Genomic DNA, 20744 nt, shown 5'->3' on the forward strand with positions numbered 1-20744 from the left:
GTGGAAGGGGAAGTGGCGGCAACCCGGCTGGGGGTGTGCCGCCACTTCGGGCCGGACTGGGCTGCGCCGGTCAGACGCCCTTCGGGTGCCAGACCGTCTTGGTCTCCAGCAGCGTGGTCATCCGGGTGATGCCGGGATCGGCGTACCAGTCGTGGTCGGCCGGGGCCGGCCGGAGCACCCGCTTGAGGTTCTCCGCGGCCTTGATCTCCAGGTCGGCCGCCAGCTCGGCGTCGGCGACGCCGGTCAGGTCGATCGCGTTGACGTCCATGTGCGCGGCGAGCGTCGGCACGGTCTCGGTCAGCCGGCCGGTGAGGATGTTGACCACCCCGCCGGGCAGGTCGGAGGTGGCGAGCACCTCGGCCAGCGTCACCGCCGCCAGCGGCGCCGCCGGGGAGGCGGCCACCACCACCGTGTTGCCGGTGACGATGGCCGGGGCGATCACGCTCACCAGGCCGAGCAGCGCGGGCTCCTCGGGTGCCACCACCGCCACCACGCCGGTGGGCTCCGGCGCGGACAGGTTGAAGTACGGGCCGGCCACCGGATTCGCCCCGCCGTACACCTGGGCCAGCTTGTCGGACCAACCGGCGTACCAGACCCAGCGGTCGATCGCCGCGTCCACCTCGTCGGCCGGGACGCCCAGGGCGACGAACTGCTCGCGCCGGCCCTCCAGCATCTCGGCGACCCGGTAGAGGATCTGACCCCTGTTGTACGCGGTCGCCCCGGCCCAGCCCTTCACCGCGGCGCGGGCGGCGACTACCGCGTCCCGCGCGTCCTTCCGGGAGGCAAGAGACACGTTCGCGGATTGCACGAGATACGACCGTCCCGACTCGCTGCGCGGGAACTTCCCGCCGATGAAGAGCTTGTACGTCTTGCGTACCGCGACCCGCTCAGACATTGAGGTACCCCTCCAGCCCGTGCCGGCCGCCCTCGCGACCGTAGCCCGACTCCTTGTAGCCGCCGAACGGCGACGTCGGGTCGAACTTGTTGAACGTGTTGGCCCACACCACGCCCGCGCGCAGCCGGTCGGCCAGCCACAGGATCCGGGAACCCTTGTCGGTCCAGATCCCGGCCGACAGCCCGTACGGCGTGTTGTTGGCCTTCTCGACGGCCTCCGCCGGGGTGCGGAACGTCAGCACGGACAGCACCGGGCCGAAGATCTCCTCGCGGGCGATCCGATGGGCCTGGGTGACGCCGGTGAAGATGGTCGGCGCGAACCAGAAGCCGCGCTCGGGCAGCTCGCACGGCGGCGACCAGCGCTCCGCGCCCTCGGCGGACCCGGCGTCGGACAGCTCCCGGATGCGGGCCAGCTGCTCGGCCGAGTTGATCGCGCCGATGTCGGTGTTCTTGTCCAGCGGGTCACCGACCCGGAGCTGGGCCATCCGGCGCTTCAGCGACTCCAGCACCCGGTCGGCCACCGACTCCTGGACCAGCAGCCGGGAACCGGCGCAGCAGACGTGCCCCTGGTTGAAGAAGATGCCGTTGACGATGCCCTCGACGGCCTGGTCGATCGGGGCGTCGTCGAAGACGATGTTCGCGGCCTTGCCGCCCAGCTCCAGCGTGAGCTTCTTGCGGGTGCCCGCGACCGAGCGGGCGATGGCCCGGCCCACCTCGGTGGAGCCGGTGAACGCGACCTTGTCCACGCCCGGGTGCTCGACCAGCGCCCGGCCGGTGTCGCCGGCGCCGGTGACGATGTTCACCACACCGGCGGGCAGGTCGGCCTGCTGGCAGATCTCGGCGAACAGCAGCGCGGTCAGCGGGGTGGTCTCGGCCGGCTTGAGCACCACCGTGTTGCCGGCGGCCAGCGCCGGGGCGATCTTCCACGCCAGCATGAGCAGCGGGAAGTTCCACGGGATGACCTGGGCCGCCACGCCGAGCGGCTTCGGGTCGGGGCCGAAGCCCGCGTGGGGGAGCTTGTCCGCCCAGCCCGCGTAGTAGAAGAAGTGCGCGGCGACGAGCGGTAGGTCGACGTCGCGGGACTCCTTGATCGGCTTGCCGTTGTCCAGCGACTCCAGCACCGCCAGCTCACGCGAGCGCTCCTGAATGAGCCGAGCGATCCGGAACAGGTACTTGGCCCGGTCGCGGCCCGGCATCGGACCCCAGACCTTCTCGTACGCGCTCCGCGCGGCGCGGACCGCGCGGTCCACGTCGTCGGCGCCCGCCTCGGCGATCTCGGCCAGCACCTCCTCGGAGGCCGGGTTCACCGACTTGAAGCTGCCGCCGGAGGCCGGGTCGACGAACGCGCCGTCGACGAAGAGCCCGTACGAGGGCTTGATGTCCACCACCGAGCGGGACTCGGGGGCGGGTGCGTATTCGAACATCGCGTTCAGTCCAGGGTGAAGTAGTCGGGGCCGGCGTAGACGCCGGTCGTCAGCTTGGTGCGCTGCATGAGCAGGTCGTTGAGCAGGCTCGACGCGCCGAACCGGAACCAGTCCGGGCTCAGCCAGTCGGCGCCGACTGTCTCGTTGACCATGACCAGGTACTTGATCGCGTCCTTGGTGGTCTTGATGCCGCCGGCCGGCTTGACGCCGACCTGGCGCCCGGTGGCGGCGCGGAAGTCGCGGACCGCCTCCAGCATCACCAGCGTCACCGGCAGGGTGGCCGCGACCGGAACCTTGCCGGTGGAGGTCTTGATGAAGTCGCCGCCCGCGAGCATGGCGAGCCATGACGCCCGGCGCACGTTGTCGTACGTGGCCAGCTCGCCGGTCTCCAGGATGACCTTGAGGTGCGCGTCCCCGCATGCCTCCTTGGTGGCCACGATCTCGTCGTAGACCTCGGAGTAGCGCCCGGCCAGGAACGCGCCCCGGTTGATCACCATGTCGATCTCGTCCGCGCCCGCCTCGACCGCCGCCCGCACATCGGCGAGCTTGATCTCCAGCGGGGCCTGGCCGGACGGGAACGCGGTCGCCACGCTGGCCAGGTGCACGCCGCTGCCGCGCAGCACCTCGGCCACGTACGGGACCATCGACGGGTAGACGCAGACGGCGCCGACGTGCGGGCAGCTCGGGTCGGCCGGGTCGGGGCGCAGCGCCTTCGCGGCCAGCGCCCGCACCTTGCCCGGGGTGTCCGCCCCTTCGAGGGTGGTCAGGTCGACCATCCGGATCGCCAGGTCGATCGCCTCGGCCTTGGCTGTGGTCTTGATGGAGCGGGTGCCGAGTTGCGCCGCCCGCTGCTCCGCGCCGACCTGGTCCACGCCGGGCAGGCCGTGCAGGAAGGTCCGCAGAGCGGTCTCGGATCGTCCCAGCTCGGTGAGGTCCGACCGGGCCGACGTCGTTGTCGCCGTCATGCCCCGAATAGTACGCACCCGCGAGTCGAGTGATCTTGCTCACGGACGACCGGTCGTGAGCGTCATACGTGAGCGGTGTCGCTGGTCGTACCGCACCCGCCCTGCGCCGGACCGCCAAACGGTAGGTTGAGCGATCGTGGACGTACACGTCATTGACCATCCGCTCGCCCAGACGCGGCTGACCGCCATGCGGGACGCCCGGACCGACTCGTCGTCGTTCCGGGCGGCGCTGCGCGAACTCACCACCATGCTGGTGTACGAGGCCGCGCGCTCCTTCCCGGTCGAGAAGTACTCGATCCAGACCCCGGTCACCGCCACCGAGGGCAGCCGGCTGGCGAACCCGCCGCTGCTGGTGCCGGTGCTGCGGGCCGGTCTCGGCATGGCCGACGCCGCGCTCGGCCTGCTGCCCGAGTCGTCGATGGGCTTCGTCGGCCTGGCCCGCGACGAGGAGACGTACGAGCCCCGCGCGTACATGGAGTCGCTGCCGCGCGACCTCAGCGGCCTGCCGGTGCTGGTGCTCGACCCGATGCTCGCCACCGGCGGCTCGCTGGAGCACTGCTGCCGGCTGCTCGCCGACCGGGGCTGCACCGACATCACAGTGCTGTGCGTGCTGGCCGCCCCGGTCGGCATCGAGCGGCTGGAGCGCTCCGGCCTGCCGCTGCGCCTGGTCACCGCCTCGATCGACGAGGGGCTGAACGACTCGAAGTTCATCGTCCCCGGCCTGGGTGACGCCGGCGACCGCCAGTTCGGCGGCATGCCCCGCTTCTGACCAGGCCGTCCGGGTTCCGGATCCGGCACCGGCGACGCCGGGGTTCCGGCGTCGCCGCGCCGCCGGCAATCCGGCAATCCGGCGATTCGGTGGAGAGGGCCCTTTCCCGCGGGGAAGGGCCCTCTCGCCGTGAATCGGGCGGCCCCGGCGAGTCGATGCGCGGGGGTGCGGGGAGGCGCTAGCGTTCCGGGCCATGACTGGTGTTGCGCTCGCCGAGGAGCTGCTGCTCCTCGCGTATGACGACGAAACCGGCAAGGCCACCATGCCACGGATCAGCCTGGACCTGGGCATGGCCGCCGCGGTGCTGGTCGAGCTGGCCCTGGCCGGACGGGTCGCGTACGCGGACGGGAACCTGGCGGTGGTCGACCCGGCCCCGACCGGCGAGCCGATCGCGGACGCCGTACTCGCCAAGATCGCCGCGGATACCCCGCACACGCCGTCGTCGTGGGTGCAGCGACTGCGGCACGGGCTGCGCGATCGGATCCTCTCCGACCTCTGCGGCCGGGGCGTGGTCCGCGACGTCGACGAGACCGAGCTGGGCTTCATCCACGTGCACCGCTACCCGGTGGCCGACGCCTCGGTCGAGGCGGACATCCGGCAGCGGCTGGCCGACGCGCTGACCAGCGGGCAGCTCCCGGACGAGCGGACCGCCGCGCTGGCCACGCTGGTCGCGGTGCTGCGGATGGAACCCGCGCTGGGGCTGACCGGCCCGGCCGCCGAGGACGCCGGCCGGCGCCTGGAGGAGATCGCGGCCGGCGCCGGGTTCTCCGGCACGGTGAGCCTGGACGACAGCGTCGTACGCCCGTCGATCAGCCTGGTCATCGCCGCGCTGGGCCAGGCCGTCGACGCCGCCCTGGGCAAGCGGTAAGGAAGGGCCCCCTCTTAACGCCTCCGGTAGAGGAAGGGCCCCTTGTTAACGCCAGGCGTTAACAAGGGGCCCTTCCTTGCACCAGGGGTCAGAGGCCCAGGGCGGCGGCGATCTCGTTGCGCAGCTCGGTGACGGCGGCCCGCGCGCGCTGCCGGGCCGCGGGCACGTCGCCGCCGGTCACCGGCTCCACCACCTCCAGGTACGCCTTGAGCTTCGGCTCGGTGCCCGACGGCCGGATCACCACCCGGGCCGCGCCGGTGCGCAGGATCACCACGTCCGCGTCGGGGAGCAGGTCGGACGCCTCGGTCACCGGCTGCCCGAGCAGCGTGGTCGGGGTGGCCGCCCGGATCCGGGCCATCGAGTCCGCGATCACCCGCAGGTCCTCCACCCGGACCGAGAGCTGCTCGGTGTGGTGCACACCGAACTCGGCTGCGAGCTCGTCCAGCCGGTCGAGGAGCGTACGGCCCTCGGCCTTGAGACCGGCGGCCAGCTCGGCGACCGTCAGCGCGGCGGTGATGCCGTCCTTGTCCCGGACGTGACCCGGCGCGACGCAGTAGCCCAGCGCCTCCTCGTAGCCGTACACCAGCGGCTCCCGGCCCCCGCCGGCCCGCACGATCCACTTGAACCCGGTGAGCGTCTCGTCGTAGGGCAGGCCCCGGGCGGCCGCCATGGCCCGCAGCAGCGCCGACGACACGATCGTGGTGGCGTACAGGCCGGTCACGCCGCGCCGCATCAGGTGGTCGGCGAGCAGCGCGCCCACCTCGTCGCCGCGCAGCATCCGCCAGGACCCGGCGTCGCGTACGGCCACCGCGCAGCGGTCCGCGTCCGGGTCGTTGGCGACGGCGAGGTCGGCGCCGGTGCGGTCGGCGAGCGCGACGAGCAGGTCCACCGCGCCCGGCTCCTCCGGGTTGGGGAAGCTCACGGTCGGGAACGCCGGGTCCGGCTCGGCCTGCTCGGGCACCACGCCTGGAACGCCGAAACCGGCGCGCGCGAACGCGGCGGTCAGCACCACGCCACCAACCCCGTGCAGCGGCGTGTACGCCACCTTCAGGTCCCGCGGTCCGGCCGGGTCCACCACCGCGGCGGCCTGCTCCACGTACGCGGTCACCATGTCGTCGCCGAGCACCTGACCGGCCGGGCCGAGCGGCACCGCCGCGAGCGGGCCGACCGCCCGGATGGCCGCCTCGATGCCGGCGTCTGCGGGCGGCACGATCTGCGCGCCGGCGCCGAGCTCACCGCCGAGCTGCGCGCCCAGGTAGACCTTGTAGCCGTTGTCCTGCGGCGGGTTGTGGCTGGCCGTGACCATCACCCCGGCGACCGCGCCGAGCTGCCGGACCGCGAACGCCAGCACGGGCGTGGGCAGCGGCCGGGGCAGCAGCAGCGCCGGGCGACCCGCACCGGTGGCCACCTGTGCGGTGCGCTCGGCGAAGGCACGGGAGCCGCGCCGGGCGTCGTACCCGATCACCAGCGGGCCCTCGCCGCCCTGGGCGGCGAGCCAGCCGACGAGCCCGGCGGCGGCCTGGGTGACCACGGCGAGGTTCATGCCGTTCGGCCCGGCCCGCAGCGGGCCGCGCAGCCCGGCGGTGCCGAACGTCAGCGAGCCGGCGAACCGGTCGGCCAGGTCGGCCGCCGTGCCGGGCAGCCCGTCGAGGACCGTGCGCAGCTCGACGCGGTCGTCCGGGTCCGGGTCGTCGGCGAGCCAGCGCTCGGCGCGTACGCGAAGGTCGTCAAGGTCAGTGGTTTCCGCCGCCATTGCCTCATGAAAGCACGGCGACGGATCACCACTGGCCGTCGGCCTCGACTCAGTTGGCCGCCGTGAGCTGGAACGAGCCGGCCATCGCGTCGAAGATCGGCTTGCTCTCGGCGAACCGCGCGTCGGTCGAGGAGAGGTAGAACGAGTAGACCTTGCCGTCCTTGACCACGCCCCGCCAGATGCCGTGGCGCATGGACTCACCCTCGCCGCAGGTGTATTCGAGCTGGCCGGCGGTCTGCCCGGCCAGCGGCTGCTCGGAGACCGACACCTCGGTGTAGGGGGCGGGGCAGGTCTTGCTCTTGGTGCTGTTCTTCTTCAGGTTCCGCGAGGCGAACTCGGCCCAGCTGATCGAGGTGCCGCCCCACGCCTCGGCGATGACCCGCACCTTGCGGCCCTCGTCCTCCGGGTCGACGTAGTCGACGTAGAGGCCGCCGGTCTGCCGCTGCCAGCCCTTCGGCACCTGGATGGTCACGCCCTTGACGGTCTGCTCCTGCATCTCCACCGGCGAGGCGGCGGCCGAGTTCGACGGCAGCGCGCCCACGATCGGCGGGGGAGCGTCGTCGCCGCCGCTGGTCAGCGCGATCACGCTCACCAGCAGCACCACGGCGAGACCACCGGCGGCGGCGAGCTGGATCTTGCGCGGCCACGCCTTCACGCGCCCGAGCAGGCCCTTGGCGCCGCCGACCGCGCCGCCACCACCGGCGGCCGGTGGCGAGGTGGCCGCTGTGGTCCAGGGCTGGCCGGTGCCGGGCACCGACCACTGGTTGCCGCCGTACACCGGCTGGGTGGCGTCGACGGTGCGGCCGTAGGCGGTCGGCACCGCCTGGGTCGCGTCCGCTCCGGCGCCCTGGCCGAGCCGCACCGTGGCGTCCGGCGAGATGCGCTGGGTGGCCTCCGGCGTGCCCGGCCCGGACATCGCGCCGGTCGGGGTGTGCAGCGGGCCGGCCAGCGCGTCGGCGCTGGTCTCGTCGAGCGCTGCGGCACCCGCCGAGGGCTTCTCGCCGGCGGGCCGCTCCCCGCGGCGCAGCGCGGCGAGCCGGTCGGTGAGCGACTCGTCCGGGCCGATCATCGCCCGGCCGCCGATCTGCCCGCTCGGCTTCGGCTCCGCCGCGATCGCCGGCGGCGTGGTCGGGCGCGGCACCGGCACCACCGCGTACGGGTCGGTGACCGAGTTGACGGCTGTGGCGGTGCTGGTCAGCGGCCCGGCGAGCAGCTCGCGCAGGTTGGCGCGGGCCCGGTGCACGTCCATCCGGCGGGCCGGGTCCTTCTCCAGCAGCCCCATCAGCACGCCGGTCAGCGGGCCGCTGCGCTGCGGCGTGGCGGGCGGGTCCTCGACCACGGCGTGCATGGTCTCGATCGGGTCGCCCTTGTCGAACGGGGGCCGGCCCTCGACCGCTGTGTAGAGCGTCACGCCGAGCGAGAACAGGTCGCTCGGCGGCCCGAACTCCTGGCCCATGGCCCGCTCGGGCGAGATGAAGTGCGGCGAGCCGAGCACCATGCCGGGCGTGGTGAGCTGCACGTCGGTGGGCATCCGGGCGACGCCGAAGTCGGTGAGCACGCAGCGGCCGTCGGTGCAGATCAGCACGTTGGCCGGCTTCACGTCGCGGTGCAGCACGCCGATCGCGTGCGCCACCTCCAGCGCGCCGAGCAGCGCGATCCCGATCTTGGCGACGGCGCGCGGAGCGACCGGCCCGTCCTCGATCACCATGTCGGCCAGGCTGCGGGCGTCCAGCAGCTCCATCACGATCCACGGGCGGCCACCCTCGGTGACCACGTCGTAGACCTGCACCACTGCCGGGTGCTGGATCGCGGCGGCGGCACGGGCCTCCCGCAGCGTCCGTTCGTAGAGCGCGTCGCGGTCGCTCGGGGCGAGCCCCGGCGGGAGGACGACCTCCTTGACCGCCACATCACGGCGCAGCAACGTGTCTGTGGCCCGCCAGACCGTGCCCATGCCTCCGTTGCCCACCGGGGAGCGCAGCGAGTAGCGACCACCGATGGTGGTGCCGGGCGCCGCGCGTCCAGTGGGGGGACTGGCCGGTCCGCCGCTCCACGTCGGAATCTGAGTCACAGAAAAGCCACCGGGGGATATCGAGGGGGCTGGGACACAACCCCTCTATCTTGCTGGTTCCGACGCCCGATGCGAAACCCGACGCGGCGGGCGTTTACCTACTCGACGGTATGTGGTCGGTCGCTCACCTCCGGTGGGTCGCCGCCGCGAGGTGTGCGGTATCCCTCACCCACCAGGCGGTCTGCGCGTCCTACCATCCGGTAATGAGCGATGCGCGGTCAAGCGAGTCGGGTTTCCCGATCCAGGGCGTCTACACGGCGGCAGACCTTCCGGCGGACCTGGACGCCCGGCTGGGCGAGCCGGGCGAGTTCCCGTACACCCGCGGGGTCTACCCGACGATGTACACGTCCCGGCCCTGGACCATGCGACAGTACGCCGGGTTCGGCACCGCGACCGAGAGCAACGCGCGCTACCACCAGCTGCTTCGCGCCGGCACCATGGGCCTGTCCGTCGCGTTCGACCTGCCCACCCAGATGGGGTACGACTCGGACGACCCGATCGCGCACGGCGAGGTGGGCAAGGTCGGCGTCGCCATCGACTCCATCGAGGACATGCGCACGCTGTTCGGCGGCATCCCGCTGGACAAGGTCTCCACCTCGATGACCATCAACGCGCCCGGCTCGGTGCTGCTGCTGCTCTACCAGCTCGTGGCCGAGGAGAACGGCGTGCCCGGCGCGTCGCTCAACGGCACGATCCAGAACGACATCCTCAAGGAGTACATCGCCCGGGGGACGTACATCTTCCCGCCGAAGCCCTCGCTACGGCTGGTCGCCGACACCTTCGCCTACTGCCGGGCCGAGGTGCCGAAGTGGAACACCATCTCCATCTCCGGCTACCACATGGCCGAGGCCGGCGCGTCGCCCGCGCAGGAGGTCGCGTTCACGCTCGCCAACGGCGTGGAGTACGTCCGCGCGGCGCTCGCCGCCGGGCTGGCCGTCGACGACTTCGCGCCCCGGCTGTCGTTCTTCTTCGTGGCACGCACCACGCTGCTGGAGGAGGTCGCGAAGTTCCGCGCGGCCCGGCGCATCTGGGCCCGGCTGATGCGCGACGAGTTCGGCGCGAAGAACCCGAAGTCGATGATGCTGCGGTTCCACACCCAGACCGCCGGCGTGCAGCTCACCGCCCAGCAGCCGGAGGTGAACCTGGTCCGGGTGGCGGTGCAGGGCCTCGGCGCGGTGCTCGGCGGCACCCAGTCGCTGCACACCAACAGCTTCGACGAGGCCATCGCGCTGCCCACCGAGAAGGCGGCCCGGCTGGCGCTGCGGACCCAGCAGGTGCTGGCGTACGAGACGGACCTGACCGCCACCGTCGACCCGTTCGCCGGGTCGTACGTGGTGGAGGCGATGACCGCCGAGGTGGAGGCGGCCGCCACCGAGCTGATGGACCGGGTCTTCGACCACGGTTCGGCGGTGGACGCGATCGAGGCCGGGTTCCAGAAGCGGGAGATCGAGCAGTCCGCGTACCGGATCGCCCAGGAGATCGACTCGGGTGAGCGGGTGGTGGTCGGGCTCAACCGGTTCCGGATCGACGAGGAGGAGCCGTACGAGCCGCTGCGGGTCGACCCGTCGATCGAGGCGGCGCAGGGGGAGCGGCTGGCCCGGCTGCGCGCGGAGCGGGACTCCGGCGCGGTCGAGCGGGCCCTGGCGGAGCTGCGCGCCGCCGCCGAGGGGGACACCAACGTGCTCTACCCGATGAAGGAGGCGCTGCGCGCCCGCGCCACGGTCGGCGAGGTCTGCGGGACGCTGCGCGAGGTGTGGGGGATCTACCGGCCCAGCGACCGGTTCTGAAACTGTCCGGAGGCGGCCCCGTCGTACACCCTCGGTGTGCGGCGCGGGCCGCCTTCGCGTGTGCGATTCGGCGATTCGGGTAACCGGATCGGGTGAACGGGACGGACAGCGTGTGCGGTCGGCGGTCGGACGCTCGTGTCACCGTCGGGAGTCTTCCGGCAGCCGACAGTTGTCGTGCAATTGTCGGAGCGGCAGTTAATTGCCGCGACTAATGCGACAATTCGGAACGACGGGTCGTTATTTGTGACCGATGAAACGGTTACGCGTTGTAGGAGGTGGGAGGCGGATGACGGCGTTCGACCGCGATCTACCTGCTGTCCCGCAGATATTCGAGCCCTCTCACCAGGGCATTCGTGACGCTGCGCGGTCCGACCGCTACGCGAAAGATGTTGCGCAGCGTCACCGCCGGAGGTCTAGGCTGTCTGCTGTCCGACCCGAAGATCCATCCACTTCTAGTGATCGAGAATTCGACGTGACGAGTGCGTTGACGCTGCCTTCCGGCGGCCTGCTGTCGTCGTCCCGGCCCGAGGCGCCGACCGGTTACCAGCCCCTGCCCTTCGAGCTCGACCATCTGCTCGCGCTGCGCGTACCCGGCCTCATCGAAACGCGCCGTCACATCCACTCCCACCCGGAGTTGTCCGGCGAGGAGTTCGAGACGGCCGCGCTGGTGCACCGTGAGCTGTCCCTCGCCGGTCTCAAGCCGCGCCTGCTGCCGAAGGGCAACGGCGTCATCTGCGACATCGACGGACGCCCGGACGGCCCGGTCATCGCGCTCCGCGCCGACATCGACGCGCTGCCGCTGAGCGACCCGAAGGACGTGCCGTACCGCTCGACCGTGGAGGGCGTCTGCCACGCCTGCGGCCACGACGTGCACACGTCGGTGATGCTCGGCGTCGGCATGCTGCTGGCCCAGCTCGCCGACACGGGCCGCCTCGACGGCCGGGTCCGGCTGATCTTCCAGCCGGCCGAGGAGATCCTGCCCTGCGGCTCGCTGGAGGTCATCGAGGCCGGTGGCCTGGACGACGTGGTGCAGATCTTCGCGCTGCACTGCGACCCGAACCTGCCGGTGGGCAAGGTCGGCCTGCGGGTCGGGCCGATCACCGCCGCCGCCGACAACGTCACCGTCCGGCTCACCGGGCCCGGCGGGCACACCGCCCGCCCGCACCTGACCGTCGACCTGGTGGACGCGCTCGGCCGGCTGGTCACCGAGGTGCCGACGCTGATCAGCCGCCGGGTGCCGGCCAACAGCGGGCTGCTGCTGGTGTTCGGCCACGCCTCGGCCGGCACCCGTTACAACGTCATCCCGTCCGAGGCGTGCGCGGCCGGCACCCTGCGGGTGATGGACCGCGACACCTGGGACCAGGCGCCCGAGATCGTGGCTCAGGTGGTGCGGGACGTGCTCGCCCCCACCGGCGCCACTGTCGACCTGGAATACCTGCGTGGCCGGCCCCCGGTGACCAACGACGCCGGTGCCATCGGTGTGCTCACCGCGGCCACCGCCGCGGCGCTCGGCCCCGACGGCATCGCCGAGACGCCGCAGAGCATGGGCGGCGAGGACTTCTCCTGGTACCTGGAGCACGTGCCCGGCGCGCTCGCCCGCCTCGGCGTCGGCCGCAGCGGGCCCAACGTGGACCTGCACCGGGCCTCGTTCGACGTGGACGAGCGGGCCATCGAGGCGGGCGTACGCCTCATGGTCCAGACCGCGCTGCGGGCACTGGCGGCGGCGCGCTGACCGGACCGCCGGGCGGTCCCGGCGGTACCGGCGCCGCCGGGTTCGGGCCGGGCGGCGGCGTCCGCCGGGCCCGCACCCGGCGCCGCCACAGGAGCAGCAACCACAGCGGTACGCCGATCACGACCGCGAAGGGCAGCACCGCGCCGAGCACTGTGAGCAGGACCCGGGCCGAGGCCAGGAACGCCGTCCAGCCGCCGCCCAGCCCGGTCAGGAAGCCCAGGTCGGCCTCCTCCTCGGCGGTGCTGGCGTCCTGACCGAGGAACGTCACGGTGATGGTGGAGAGCGAGGTCAGGTCCGCCAGCCGGCGCTTGCGGGCCTCCAGCGAGGCCAGGTCCGCCTGCCGGGTGCCCACCTCGTTCTCCAGCCGCACCAACTCGTCCACCGAGGTGGCCCGGGCGAGCAGCTTCCGGGCGCTCTCCACCCGCGCCCGCTGGGTGGCGATCCGGGCGTCCAGGTCCACCACCTGCTCGGTGACGTCCTCGGTGCGGATCTCCCGGCGCTCCTGCCGGCCGAGGCCGGCGAGCCGGTCGATCACCGCGCTGAACCGGTCCGCCGGCACGCGCAGTGTCAGCGCGGCCCGCGCCTCGGCGGCCCGGCTCGACCGCCGGTCCGCGCCGACGAACCCGCCGGCCGCTGTCACAGCTGTGGTCGCCTCCCGCGCGGCGGCCTCCACATCGTCCACCCGGACCTGCATGGTCCCGGTGTAGATGATGGACCGCTGGTCGACCCGCAGGTCCGCGCCGCCGGTGCCGCCGGGGGCGGCCTGGTCGCGGTCCGCGCCACCGCCGTCAGCGCCGCCCTCGGCGGCCTGCTCGCGTCCCGCGCCTCCGTCGGCGGCCGGCGCGGCCGAGTCGCTGCCACTGTCACCGCCCGCCCCGCACGCGCCCACACCCAGCGCCGCTATCAGACCCACAGCCACCAGGGCCACGCCCCGGAGTCGTCGTCCACCCATACCCCGTACTCCGATCGTCGACGGCCCCGCCCACCGGGACCGATACCTCGGACGTGACGCGTGGTCGCGCCGGTTCCGGCAGACTGCGCTGAGGACATCACGATTCGATAATCGAGGAGTCACGATGCAGGTCACCAAGTACGCCCACTCCTGTCTCCGGCTGGAGCACGACGGTGCGGTGCTCGTCGTCGACCCGGGTGTCTTCAGCGATCCGGCGGCGCTGGACGGGGCGGACGCGGTGCTGATCACCCACGAACACCCGGACCATGTGGACGTCGCCGCGCTGACCCGGGCGCTGGAGCGGCGGCCGGTGCCGGTGCACGGTCCCGCCTCGCTCGCCGGGGTGCTCGGCGACGCCGCCGAGGCGCTGGTGACGGTCGAGCCCGGACAGTCGCTCACAGTCGCCGGGACGCCGGTGCGGACGTACGGCGGGCAGCACGCGGTCATCCACCCGGACATCCCGGTGATCCAGAACATCGGCTACCTCTTCGCCGACGTGGTGTACCACCCGGGCGACGCGTTGTTCGTGCCCGACGACGTGCAGGTCGACACGCTGTTCGCCCCGATCCACGCGCCCTGGTCGAAGTTCTCCGAGGTGCTCGACTTCATCCGCGCGGTCGCGCCGCGCCGGGCGTACGCACTGCACGACGGGCTGCTCAACGACAACGGCTTCGGTGTGCTGGACCGGCAGTACACGGCGATGTCCAACACCGACTACCGCCGTCTGGAGCCGGGCACCCGGATCGACGCCTGAGCATGGCCGAGGTGCCCGCGGAGGTGGTCCGGCAGCTCTACGCCACGCCGCCGGACCGGTTCGTGGCGGCCCGGGACGCCGCCGTCGCGCAGGCGCGGCAGTCCGGCGACCCGCGTACCGCCCGGGAGATCGGCAAGCTTCGCCGGCCCACAGTGGCGGCGTGGCTGGTCAACCTGCTGGCGATCCGCCGTCCCGAGCTGGTCGCCGACCTCACCCAGCTCGCCGAGTCGCTGCGCGCCGCGCAACGCGACCTGCGCGGCGGCACGCTGCGGGAACTCTCCGCGCAGCGGCGCGCCGTCGTGGGCGCGCTGGTGGCGGAGGTACGCCGGCTGGCCGCCGCCGAACCCGCCGCGCCCCCGGCCGGGAAGCTGCCGCTGGGTGAGGTGGAGGCGACACTCAACGCCGCGTTGTCGGACACCGAGGTGGCCGAGCAGGTACGCGCCGGACGCCTGCTGCGGGCCAGCCACTACGCCGGGTTCGGCGAGGTGCCCCGCCCCCAGCTCCGGCTCGTGACAGGGGGCGAGGAGGCGCCGGTCGTACCGGATCGGGCGGTCGAGCGGGCCGACGCGCGCCGGGCCCGCGACGAGCGGGCGGCGCGGGCCGAACGGGCCGGGCGGCGGCGGACCGCGACCCGGGAGCTGACCCGGGCCCGCGCGGACCTGGACCGGGCCGAGAAGGAGCTGGCGACGGCCGACGCGGCCGAGCGGGACGGCGCCGCGACGCTGGACCGGATCGAGACCGAGCTGGCCGAGCTGGAGCGTCGACGGGCCGTCGCCGAGCAGGAGCTGAGCCGGGCCCGGCTGGCCCGCCGGGGCGCGGAACGGGTGGTCACAGCGGCCCGGCGCCGCGCCGGTGAGGTGGAGGCCGTGTTGGAGGCGCTCGACGCCGAAGAGGGGGATGCCGACACCGGTGACCACGCGGCAGACTGAGCGTGATGAATGGCTTCGGTGGAGTGACGGTGACGGGCGGCCGATGACTCCGGAACAGCTCGCCGCCGCCTGCAAACCGCTGGTGCTCGAACTCGGGGAGGCGTTCGCCCGCTGCCCGTCCACGCTGCGCCGGGCGCGGCTGCTGGGCATCTCCGGATGGGCCTTCTACATCACCGGGCGGGCCGGTGCGCTCGGCGACGTCCGCGCCGAGACGGTGGCCGCGGCGCTCGGCTTCATCGCGCCGGAGGCGGTCACGGACGGCTGGGACGCCGCCGCGCGGACCGTCCCGCCGCTGGAGGTGGCCGCCGCCAACCTGGCCGAGTGCTGCCGGTGGGGCACCGCCCGGCTGGGCGACGGCGCCGAGTCGTCGCGGCTCGCCGCGCTGCTGGGCCGGGCGGTCGACGCGGCGGACGGCAGCGGCATGCCACTGTTCGCCGCCTGGCGGGCCATGCCCGTGCCCGATCCGTCCCCGGGTGCGCGGGCGGCTGTCGGCATGCTGCTGCTGCGCGAGCACTTCGCCGGGGCGTACCTGCTGGCGGTGCGCGCGGCCGGGCTGACGCCGCTGGAGGCGGTGCTGGCCGGGCCGGAGGGCGAGGCGGGCGCTGCGGCGTGCGGCTGGGCGCCCCCGTACCCGCCGGTCGGGCCGCTGGTGCGGCGCCGGCTGTGGGCCGAGGCGGTGACCGACCGGCTGGCGTCGGCGGCGTTCCGCGCGCTGGACGCGGCCGAGGGCGCTGAGCTGCTGGGTCTGCTCGGCGCCGCGCGGCTACGCGCCCGCGGCGGATAAATGGGAGGCGATCCGGCCGGTCCGGCTGCCAGGATCTGGCCCGTGACGCTCCCCGCCGGCTGGTCGGCCCGCCGCCCGACCCTCGACGACGTGCCCGCGATCCTCGCGGTGGTGCACGCCTCCGACACCTTCGCCGTGGGCTACCCGGACTTCGACGACGAGGACGTGCGGTCCGCGCTGACCGCGCCGTTCGTCGACCCGGACCGGGACTCCTGGCTGGTCACCGACCCGGACGGTACGGCGGTGGCCTGGTCGATCCTGGCCAACCCGAGCGGCGTGGGCCGGGAGTGGGTGGACGTCCTCGTCGACCCCGACCGCGGCGCCGACCTGCGCGCGCCGCTGCTTGCCCGGCTGCTGGAACGCGTCGCCGAGCGGGCCGCCGAGCGCGGCCTGCCCGCGCTGACCGCGCGCACCGGGGTGTACGCGCCGGAGACCCGCTGGGCCGGTGAGCTGACCGAGGCCGGGTTCACCCGGATCAAGCGCTACATCCGGATGAGTCGCTCGTTCGCCGACCTGCCCGCCGAGCCGGCGCCCCCGCCCGGGGTGACGGTGCGGCCGCTGCGCGCCGACGACGAGAGCGACCTGCGGCTGTTCCACCGGATCTACGACACCGCGTTCCGGGACACCCCGGACCACGACCCGCTCGACTTCGAGCAGTGGCGGGAGCTGCTGCCGTCGTACGGCAAGGTCTGGGACGAGTGGTTCCTGGCCGAGGTCGACGGCGAGCCGGCCGGTGCGCTCCAGTCCTCCGACCAGGCGCTCGACCAGGACCTCGGGTGGGTGCGGACGCTGTCGGTGCTGCCCGCGTACCGGCGTCGCGGGGTGGGTGCGGCGCTGCTGCGCCGGGCCTTCGCGGTCTACGCGGCGAAGGGCCGCGCCGGGGCCGGGCTGGGCGTCGACCTGGCCAACCCGACCGCGCCGGTCACGCTCTACCGCTCCGTCGGGCTGGTGGAGGAGCGCTGGACCGACATGTACGAGCGGAGTGTGCCCGCCTCGCGGGTGTGACCCGGCACCCGCGTACCGGGGTCGCCGAGCGCCCGTAGGGCCGCGCGGCGCAGACTGTCGGTGTGGGAGACGCGCTACGCGGACGCGGTGCCGGTGGGGCGGGACCGCAGCTCGGTGACGTAGTCGTCCGGCGCGCCCGCCTTCTCCGCGGCGTTCGCGATCTCCGAGAGGTACCACGCCGTGGGCAGCCCGCCCTCGTACCCGTCGAACACGTAGACCCACGCGGTCACGTCGCCGTCGAGCGTCGAGACGCGGACGGTCAGCCTGCGGTACGTCTCGGCCGTCACGCCCTCGATCTCGTCGAGCTGCGCGGCGTCGTACGGGTGGATGTCGTAGAGCGCCACGAACACCCGGTCACCGGGGGACTCGACCACGGTGCTGACCGAGCCCTCCCACCCGATGACGTCCTCGCCGGCGAAGGTGAGCCGCCACCCCTCAAGCCAGCCGGTGCCCACCATCGGCGAATGCGGGCAGTAGGCGCGCATGCGGGCGGGGTCCAGGTTCGAGCCGTAAGCAGCGTAGAGACGCACGGCGACGACGATAGCCCGGCCGACGGGTGGGGGAGAATACGACAGTGCGTGTCGGACGGGACGGGGAGAAGAAAGTCACTGTGAGCTTCGACGAAGGGATGGCTCTGTGAGCCAGATCGTGATCATCGGCGGCGGGCCGGCCGGGTACGAGGCGGCTCTGGTCGCCGCACAGCTGGACGCCGATGTCACAGTGGTCGAGGCGGAGGGCGCCGGCGGCGCCTGCGTGCTCTCCGACTGCGTGCCCTCCAAGACGTTCATCGCCAGCTCCGAGGTGGTCACCGGCTACCGGGACACCGAGGAGTTCGGCGTGCACTCCGACGGCCTGGAGGCGGTCACCGTCGACGCGCGGGCGGTGCACGAGCGGGTCAAGCGGCTCGCGCTGGCCCAGTCCGCCGACATCCACACCAAGCTCGTCAAGGCCGGCGTCGAGTTCGTCGCCGGCACCGCCCGGCTCGGCGAGGACACGCTCGGCCACACCCACCGGGTGATCGTCACCCCGGCCGACGGCGGCGCCGAATACTCCATCGCCGCGTCGACGGTGCTCGTCGCGACCGGCGCGACCCCCCGCCAGCTGCCCACCGCCGTACCGGACGGCGAGCGCATCCTGACCTGGCGCCAGGTGTACGACCTGCCCGAGCTGCCCGAGCACCTGATCGTGGTCGGCTCCGGCGTGACCGGTGCCGAGTTCGCCAGCGCGTACCTCGCCATGGGCGTCAAGGTCACGCTCGTGTCCAGCCGGGACCGGGTCATGCCGCACGAGGACGCCGACGCCGCGTCGGCGATCGAGCGGGTGTTCCGCAACCGGGGCATGAGCATCCTGAACAACTCCCGCGCCGAGGCGGTCCGCCGTGTCGGCGACGGGGTGGAGGTGGTGCTCTCCGACGGCCGCCAGGTCACCGGATCGCACGCGCTGATCGCTGTCGGTTCGATCCCGAACACCGCTGACCTGGGCCTGGCCGAGTACGGCGTGGAGCTGGCCCGGGGCGGTTACGTGACTGTCGACCGGGTCTCGCGTACCAACGTGCCGGGCATCTACGCGGCGGGCGACTGCACCGGCGTGCTGCCGCTCGCGAGCGTCGCGGCCATGCAGGGCCGCATCGCCATGTGGCACGCGCTGGGCGAGGCGGTCCGGCCGCTGCGGCTGCGCACCGTCGCGGCGAACGTCTTCACCGACCCGGAGCTGGCCACCGTCGGCGTCTCCCAGGACGAGGTGGACGCCGGCAAGACCCCGGCCCGCCAGGTGATGCTGCCGCTGTCCGGCAACGCCCGGGCGAAGATGGACGACCTGGCCGACGGCTTCGTCAAGCTGTTCTGCCGGCCGGCGAGCGGCCAGGTGATCGGCGGCGTGGTGGTGGCGCCGAAGGCCAGCGAGCTGATCCTGCCGATCACGATGGCGGTGGAGAACAACCTCACCGTCAACGAGCTGGCCCACACCATCACCATCTACCCGAGCCTGTCCGGCTCCATCACCGAGGCCGCCCGCCAGCTCATGCTCCACGAGCTGGAGTAGCAGCCGTTCGCAAGCATTCGTCGATCATGGAGTTGTGGCCCCCGATTTGACCGGTATGCCCGGTCCGTGCGGGGTCGCAACTGCATGATCGACGGCGCTGGTCCTGGGGTTCAGGGTGGCGTGCAGGGCCAGGGTGGTTATGACGGCTGTCTCGGTGAGGATGAGCAGGCGCTCGATCAGGCCCAGCAGGGCCCGGTCGCCGGGGTAGGCGGACCAGATCATCGCGCCCGCCAGCACCAGGCTGGCCACGGTCAGTCCGCGCAGCCAGGCGGCGGCTCCGGCGACCGGGTGACGGGCGAGCAGCCAGCCGGCCACCGGCAGGGCCAGGAACGACAGCACCGAGGCGTACCGGTGCACGTACGCGGCGGTGTCCATGGGCGTGCCCGGCTCGTTCGTGGGCACCACGGCGGCGGCCAGCAGCCCGGCCGACCAGGCGGTCAGCAGCGCGAGCGGCACGCGGCCCGCACCGGCCCGGCGCAGCGACGGCAGCAGGACCAGGCTGGCCGCCGCGAGCACCGCCATCGCGGTGTCGATGACGCCGCCCCGGTCGGAGACGGCGAAGTCGCTGACGGTCAGCGACCAGGGATCCAGGTCGTCGCTCACCTCGAGATGACCGACCATCGCGAGCACCGCCGCCAGGACGATCCCGCCGAGGGCCAGCAGGCCGCTGCTCCGCGTTCCAGGCATACGGCCAGCCTGTCGCCGGAACCGCCCCAGACGGATCCGGGACCACCACCCACTTCGCTCCCCGGGTCGTCCCCTACCGGCCCCCCGAGAACCGCGTCAGGTGAGGTCGGGTCGAGGTGGATCGTCCGCCCGGTCTCCCGCCGGTTGCGCGGCGGCGATCGATGCCAGCATCTGCTCCCTGAGATGTCTGCGCCGAGCCGCGCGCTCGGCGTCGTCCCACGAAGGATCGATTCGCCGGGCCCTGGCCTTGACGTCGTGCCATCTCGCCGCGTCGCTCATGGCCTGTGCTTCCTTTACGTCGATCAGGTGCTCGGGGGTCAGCTGCCGGCGGAGTCGGCGGTGGCCTCGGCGCGGGTCTGCCGGGTGCTGCTGATCCAGGTCATCGCCCACCCGGCCAGCGCGAACCCCGCAGCGGCCACCCCACCGATCAGCAGCAGCCGCCACGCCGAGTGGGTCAGCGCCGTACCGCCCAGGTGGCCGACGAGCGTGCCGTAGCTGGACCAGGCGAGCGCCGCCGCCGCCTCGTACGGCAGGAACCGGCGGTACGGGTAGCGGCTGCGCCCGGCCGAGAAGCAGGCAGCCATCCGGCCGCCGGGTACGAAACGGCAGAGCAGGATCACCATTGGCCCCGGTTCGCGCAGCCCACGGGTGACCCGGGTGACGGCGCGGCGTGCCCGTCCGGGTGGCGTGGCGCGTGCCGCGCGGCGGGTCGGCGTGCTGCGGCCGATCAGGTAGCAGGCCAGGTCACCGATGAACACACCGGCAGCGCCGACCGCGATGGTGAGCGGCAGGCTGAGCCCGCCGTACACCGTCAGCGCCCCACTGGTGATCATGACGAGCTGGGTCGGCACCACCGGGACGAAGGCGTCGGCGATCAGCAGGATCAGCAGCAGCGCGTACGCCCACATGGGCGACGCGACGTCAGAGATGAGTTCGGCCACGACCGCCACCTCGCCGGAGTTCTCCGTTCGACCGGATCGAGCCTGACGCCGTGCCCGGCGTCACCACCACCGGCCCCACCGCACGGTGACAGCCGACACCGGCAGGCCGTAGATGTGAAACGAGGCGGCCCGCCCGCGAGTGACGGGTCACCGGGGCATACGCGCCGGGGCGGGGCGGCGCGTCGTCGATTCCCGGCGTACCGTTGGTCGGACGCGGCACCGGAGCCGTCGGGTCCCCCGTTCCCGATGCCCGGGCCGCCGCGGGTCGCCGGCAGGTCCCGTGCCGGCGACCCGCCTCTTCATGGCCTCGACTCACCGCGTGATCTGCGGTCTGAGCTGGACTTTCACCTACCGGACTTTACTCGGTTCTACCCTTGTTTACCGGCCTCAGT

The 20744-nt window shown here is 73.1% G+C and carries 19 protein-coding genes; 9 read left to right on the forward strand and 10 right to left on the reverse strand.

The annotated features are described in order from the left end of the window. Positions 1-70: 70 nt before the first annotated feature. Genes ABD52_RS27185 through deoC form a run of 3 tightly spaced genes read right to left on the reverse strand, consistent with a single transcriptional unit; the run spans position 71 to position 3283 of the window. Entirely contained in the window at positions 71-895 is an 825-nt protein-coding gene (locus ABD52_RS27185; protein ID WP_047893660.1) for an aldehyde dehydrogenase family protein, read from the reverse strand. Continuing rightward, positions 888-2318: an aldehyde dehydrogenase family protein gene (locus ABD52_RS27190; RefSeq protein WP_013284007.1), complete on the reverse strand. Its 1431-nt coding sequence runs from the start codon at positions 2316-2318 to the stop codon at positions 888-890. The genes ABD52_RS27185 and ABD52_RS27190 overlap by 8 nt, the downstream gene beginning before the upstream one ends. 5 nt (positions 2319-2323) lie before the next feature. Beyond that, positions 2324-3283, reverse strand: a complete 960-nt coding sequence (deoC, locus tag ABD52_RS27195; protein WP_047893661.1) for a deoxyribose-phosphate aldolase — start codon at positions 3281-3283, stop codon at positions 2324-2326. 136 nt (positions 3284-3419) lie between these two features. Between deoC and upp the strand changes: the two genes are divergently transcribed. Together upp and ABD52_RS27205 are read left to right on the forward strand one after the other, a co-directional pair. Further along, complete coding sequence (upp, locus tag ABD52_RS27200; protein ID WP_013284009.1) at positions 3420-4052, forward strand: uracil phosphoribosyltransferase; 633 nt, start codon at positions 3420-3422, stop codon at positions 4050-4052. A 193-nt stretch (positions 4053-4245) separates the two neighbouring features. Then, the gene (locus ABD52_RS27205) at positions 4246-4920 is read left to right on the forward strand and encodes a GPP34 family phosphoprotein (RefSeq protein WP_013284010.1); all 675 of its coding nucleotides are present in this window, start codon (positions 4246-4248) and stop codon (positions 4918-4920) included. A gap of 88 nt (positions 4921-5008) precedes the next feature. Here ABD52_RS27205 and ABD52_RS27210 read toward each other — a convergent pair whose 3' ends face one another. Next, on the reverse strand, positions 5009-6673 hold the full coding sequence (locus tag ABD52_RS27210; protein ID WP_047893662.1) for a phospho-sugar mutase: 1665 nt from the start codon (positions 6671-6673) through the stop codon (positions 5009-5011). 49 nt (positions 6674-6722) lie between these two features. Next, a complete protein-coding gene (locus ABD52_RS27215) occupies positions 6723-8741 on the reverse strand; it encodes a serine/threonine-protein kinase (protein WP_047893663.1) in 2019 nt (672 codons plus the stop codon). Positions 8742-8944: 203 nt separating this feature from the next. Here ABD52_RS27215 and ABD52_RS27220 point away from each other — a divergent pair, with 203 nt between their 5' ends. Together ABD52_RS27220 and ABD52_RS27225 are read left to right on the forward strand one after the other, a co-directional pair. Beyond that, on the forward strand, positions 8945-10528 hold the full coding sequence (locus ABD52_RS27220; protein WP_047893664.1) for a methylmalonyl-CoA mutase: 1584 nt from the start codon (positions 8945-8947) through the stop codon (positions 10526-10528). Between the two features lie 472 nt (positions 10529-11000). Further along, a complete protein-coding gene (locus ABD52_RS27225) occupies positions 11001-12260 on the forward strand; it encodes an amidohydrolase (protein ID WP_047893665.1) in 1260 nt (419 codons plus the stop codon). Here ABD52_RS27225 and ABD52_RS27230 read toward each other — a convergent pair. After that, positions 12217-13212, reverse strand: a complete 996-nt coding sequence (locus tag ABD52_RS27230; RefSeq protein WP_047893666.1) for a DUF4349 domain-containing protein — start codon at positions 13210-13212, stop codon at positions 12217-12219. The two genes, ABD52_RS27225 and ABD52_RS27230, sit on opposite strands and share 44 nt — an antisense overlap. A 124-nt stretch (positions 13213-13336) precedes the next feature. Here ABD52_RS27230 and ABD52_RS27235 point away from each other — a divergent pair, with 124 nt between their 5' ends. Genes ABD52_RS27235 through ABD52_RS27250 form a run of 4 tightly spaced genes read left to right on the forward strand, consistent with a single transcriptional unit; the run spans position 13337 to position 16684 of the window. Continuing rightward, the gene (locus ABD52_RS27235; protein WP_013473986.1) at positions 13337-13966 is read left to right on the forward strand and encodes an MBL fold metallo-hydrolase; all 630 of its coding nucleotides are present in this window, start codon (positions 13337-13339) and stop codon (positions 13964-13966) included. A gap of 2 nt (positions 13967-13968) precedes the next feature. Beyond that, a complete protein-coding gene (locus ABD52_RS27240) occupies positions 13969-14895 on the forward strand; it encodes a hypothetical protein (protein ID WP_047893667.1) in 927 nt (308 codons plus the stop codon). A 43-nt stretch (positions 14896-14938) separates the two neighbouring features. Beyond that, positions 14939-15679, forward strand: coding sequence for a hypothetical protein (locus tag ABD52_RS27245; RefSeq protein WP_047893668.1), 741 nt, complete (start codon positions 14939-14941; stop codon positions 15677-15679). 42 nt (positions 15680-15721) lie between these two features. Continuing rightward, entirely contained in the window at positions 15722-16684 is a 963-nt protein-coding gene (locus ABD52_RS27250; RefSeq protein WP_013473987.1) for a GNAT family N-acetyltransferase, read from the forward strand. A gap of 74 nt (positions 16685-16758) precedes the next feature. On the opposite strand, the gene ABD52_RS27255 is transcribed toward ABD52_RS27250, so the two are convergent. Next, positions 16759-17214 (reverse strand): gamma-glutamylcyclotransferase, encoded by a 456-nt coding sequence (locus ABD52_RS27255; RefSeq protein ID WP_013284020.1) that lies wholly within the window; start codon positions 17212-17214, stop codon positions 16759-16761. 106 nt (positions 17215-17320) lie between these two features. Between ABD52_RS27255 and ABD52_RS27260 the strand changes: the two genes are divergently transcribed. Continuing rightward, complete coding sequence (locus ABD52_RS27260) at positions 17321-18724, forward strand: NAD(P)H-quinone dehydrogenase (protein WP_013284021.1); 1404 nt, start codon at positions 17321-17323, stop codon at positions 18722-18724. A gap of 24 nt (positions 18725-18748) precedes the next feature. On the opposite strand, the gene ABD52_RS27265 is transcribed toward ABD52_RS27260, so the two are convergent. The 3 genes from ABD52_RS27265 to ABD52_RS27270 all read right to left on the reverse strand — a co-directional run bounded on the left by ABD52_RS27265 (position 18749) and on the right by ABD52_RS27270 (position 20352). Continuing rightward, entirely contained in the window at positions 18749-19411 is a 663-nt protein-coding gene (locus ABD52_RS27265) for a DUF998 domain-containing protein (protein WP_047893669.1), read from the reverse strand. A gap of 96 nt (positions 19412-19507) precedes the next feature. After that, positions 19508-19690 (reverse strand): hypothetical protein, encoded by a 183-nt coding sequence (locus ABD52_RS39350; RefSeq protein WP_141722566.1) that lies wholly within the window; start codon positions 19688-19690, stop codon positions 19508-19510. A gap of 38 nt (positions 19691-19728) precedes the next feature. Then, positions 19729-20352: a DedA family protein gene (locus tag ABD52_RS27270; protein ID WP_047893670.1), complete on the reverse strand. Its 624-nt coding sequence runs from the start codon at positions 20350-20352 to the stop codon at positions 19729-19731. Positions 20353-20744: the final 392 nt, after the last annotated feature.

The organism is Micromonospora sp. RV43, assembly GCF_001029515.1.
Classification (GTDB): Bacteria; Actinomycetota; Actinomycetes; order Mycobacteriales; family Micromonosporaceae; genus Micromonospora; species Micromonospora aurantiaca.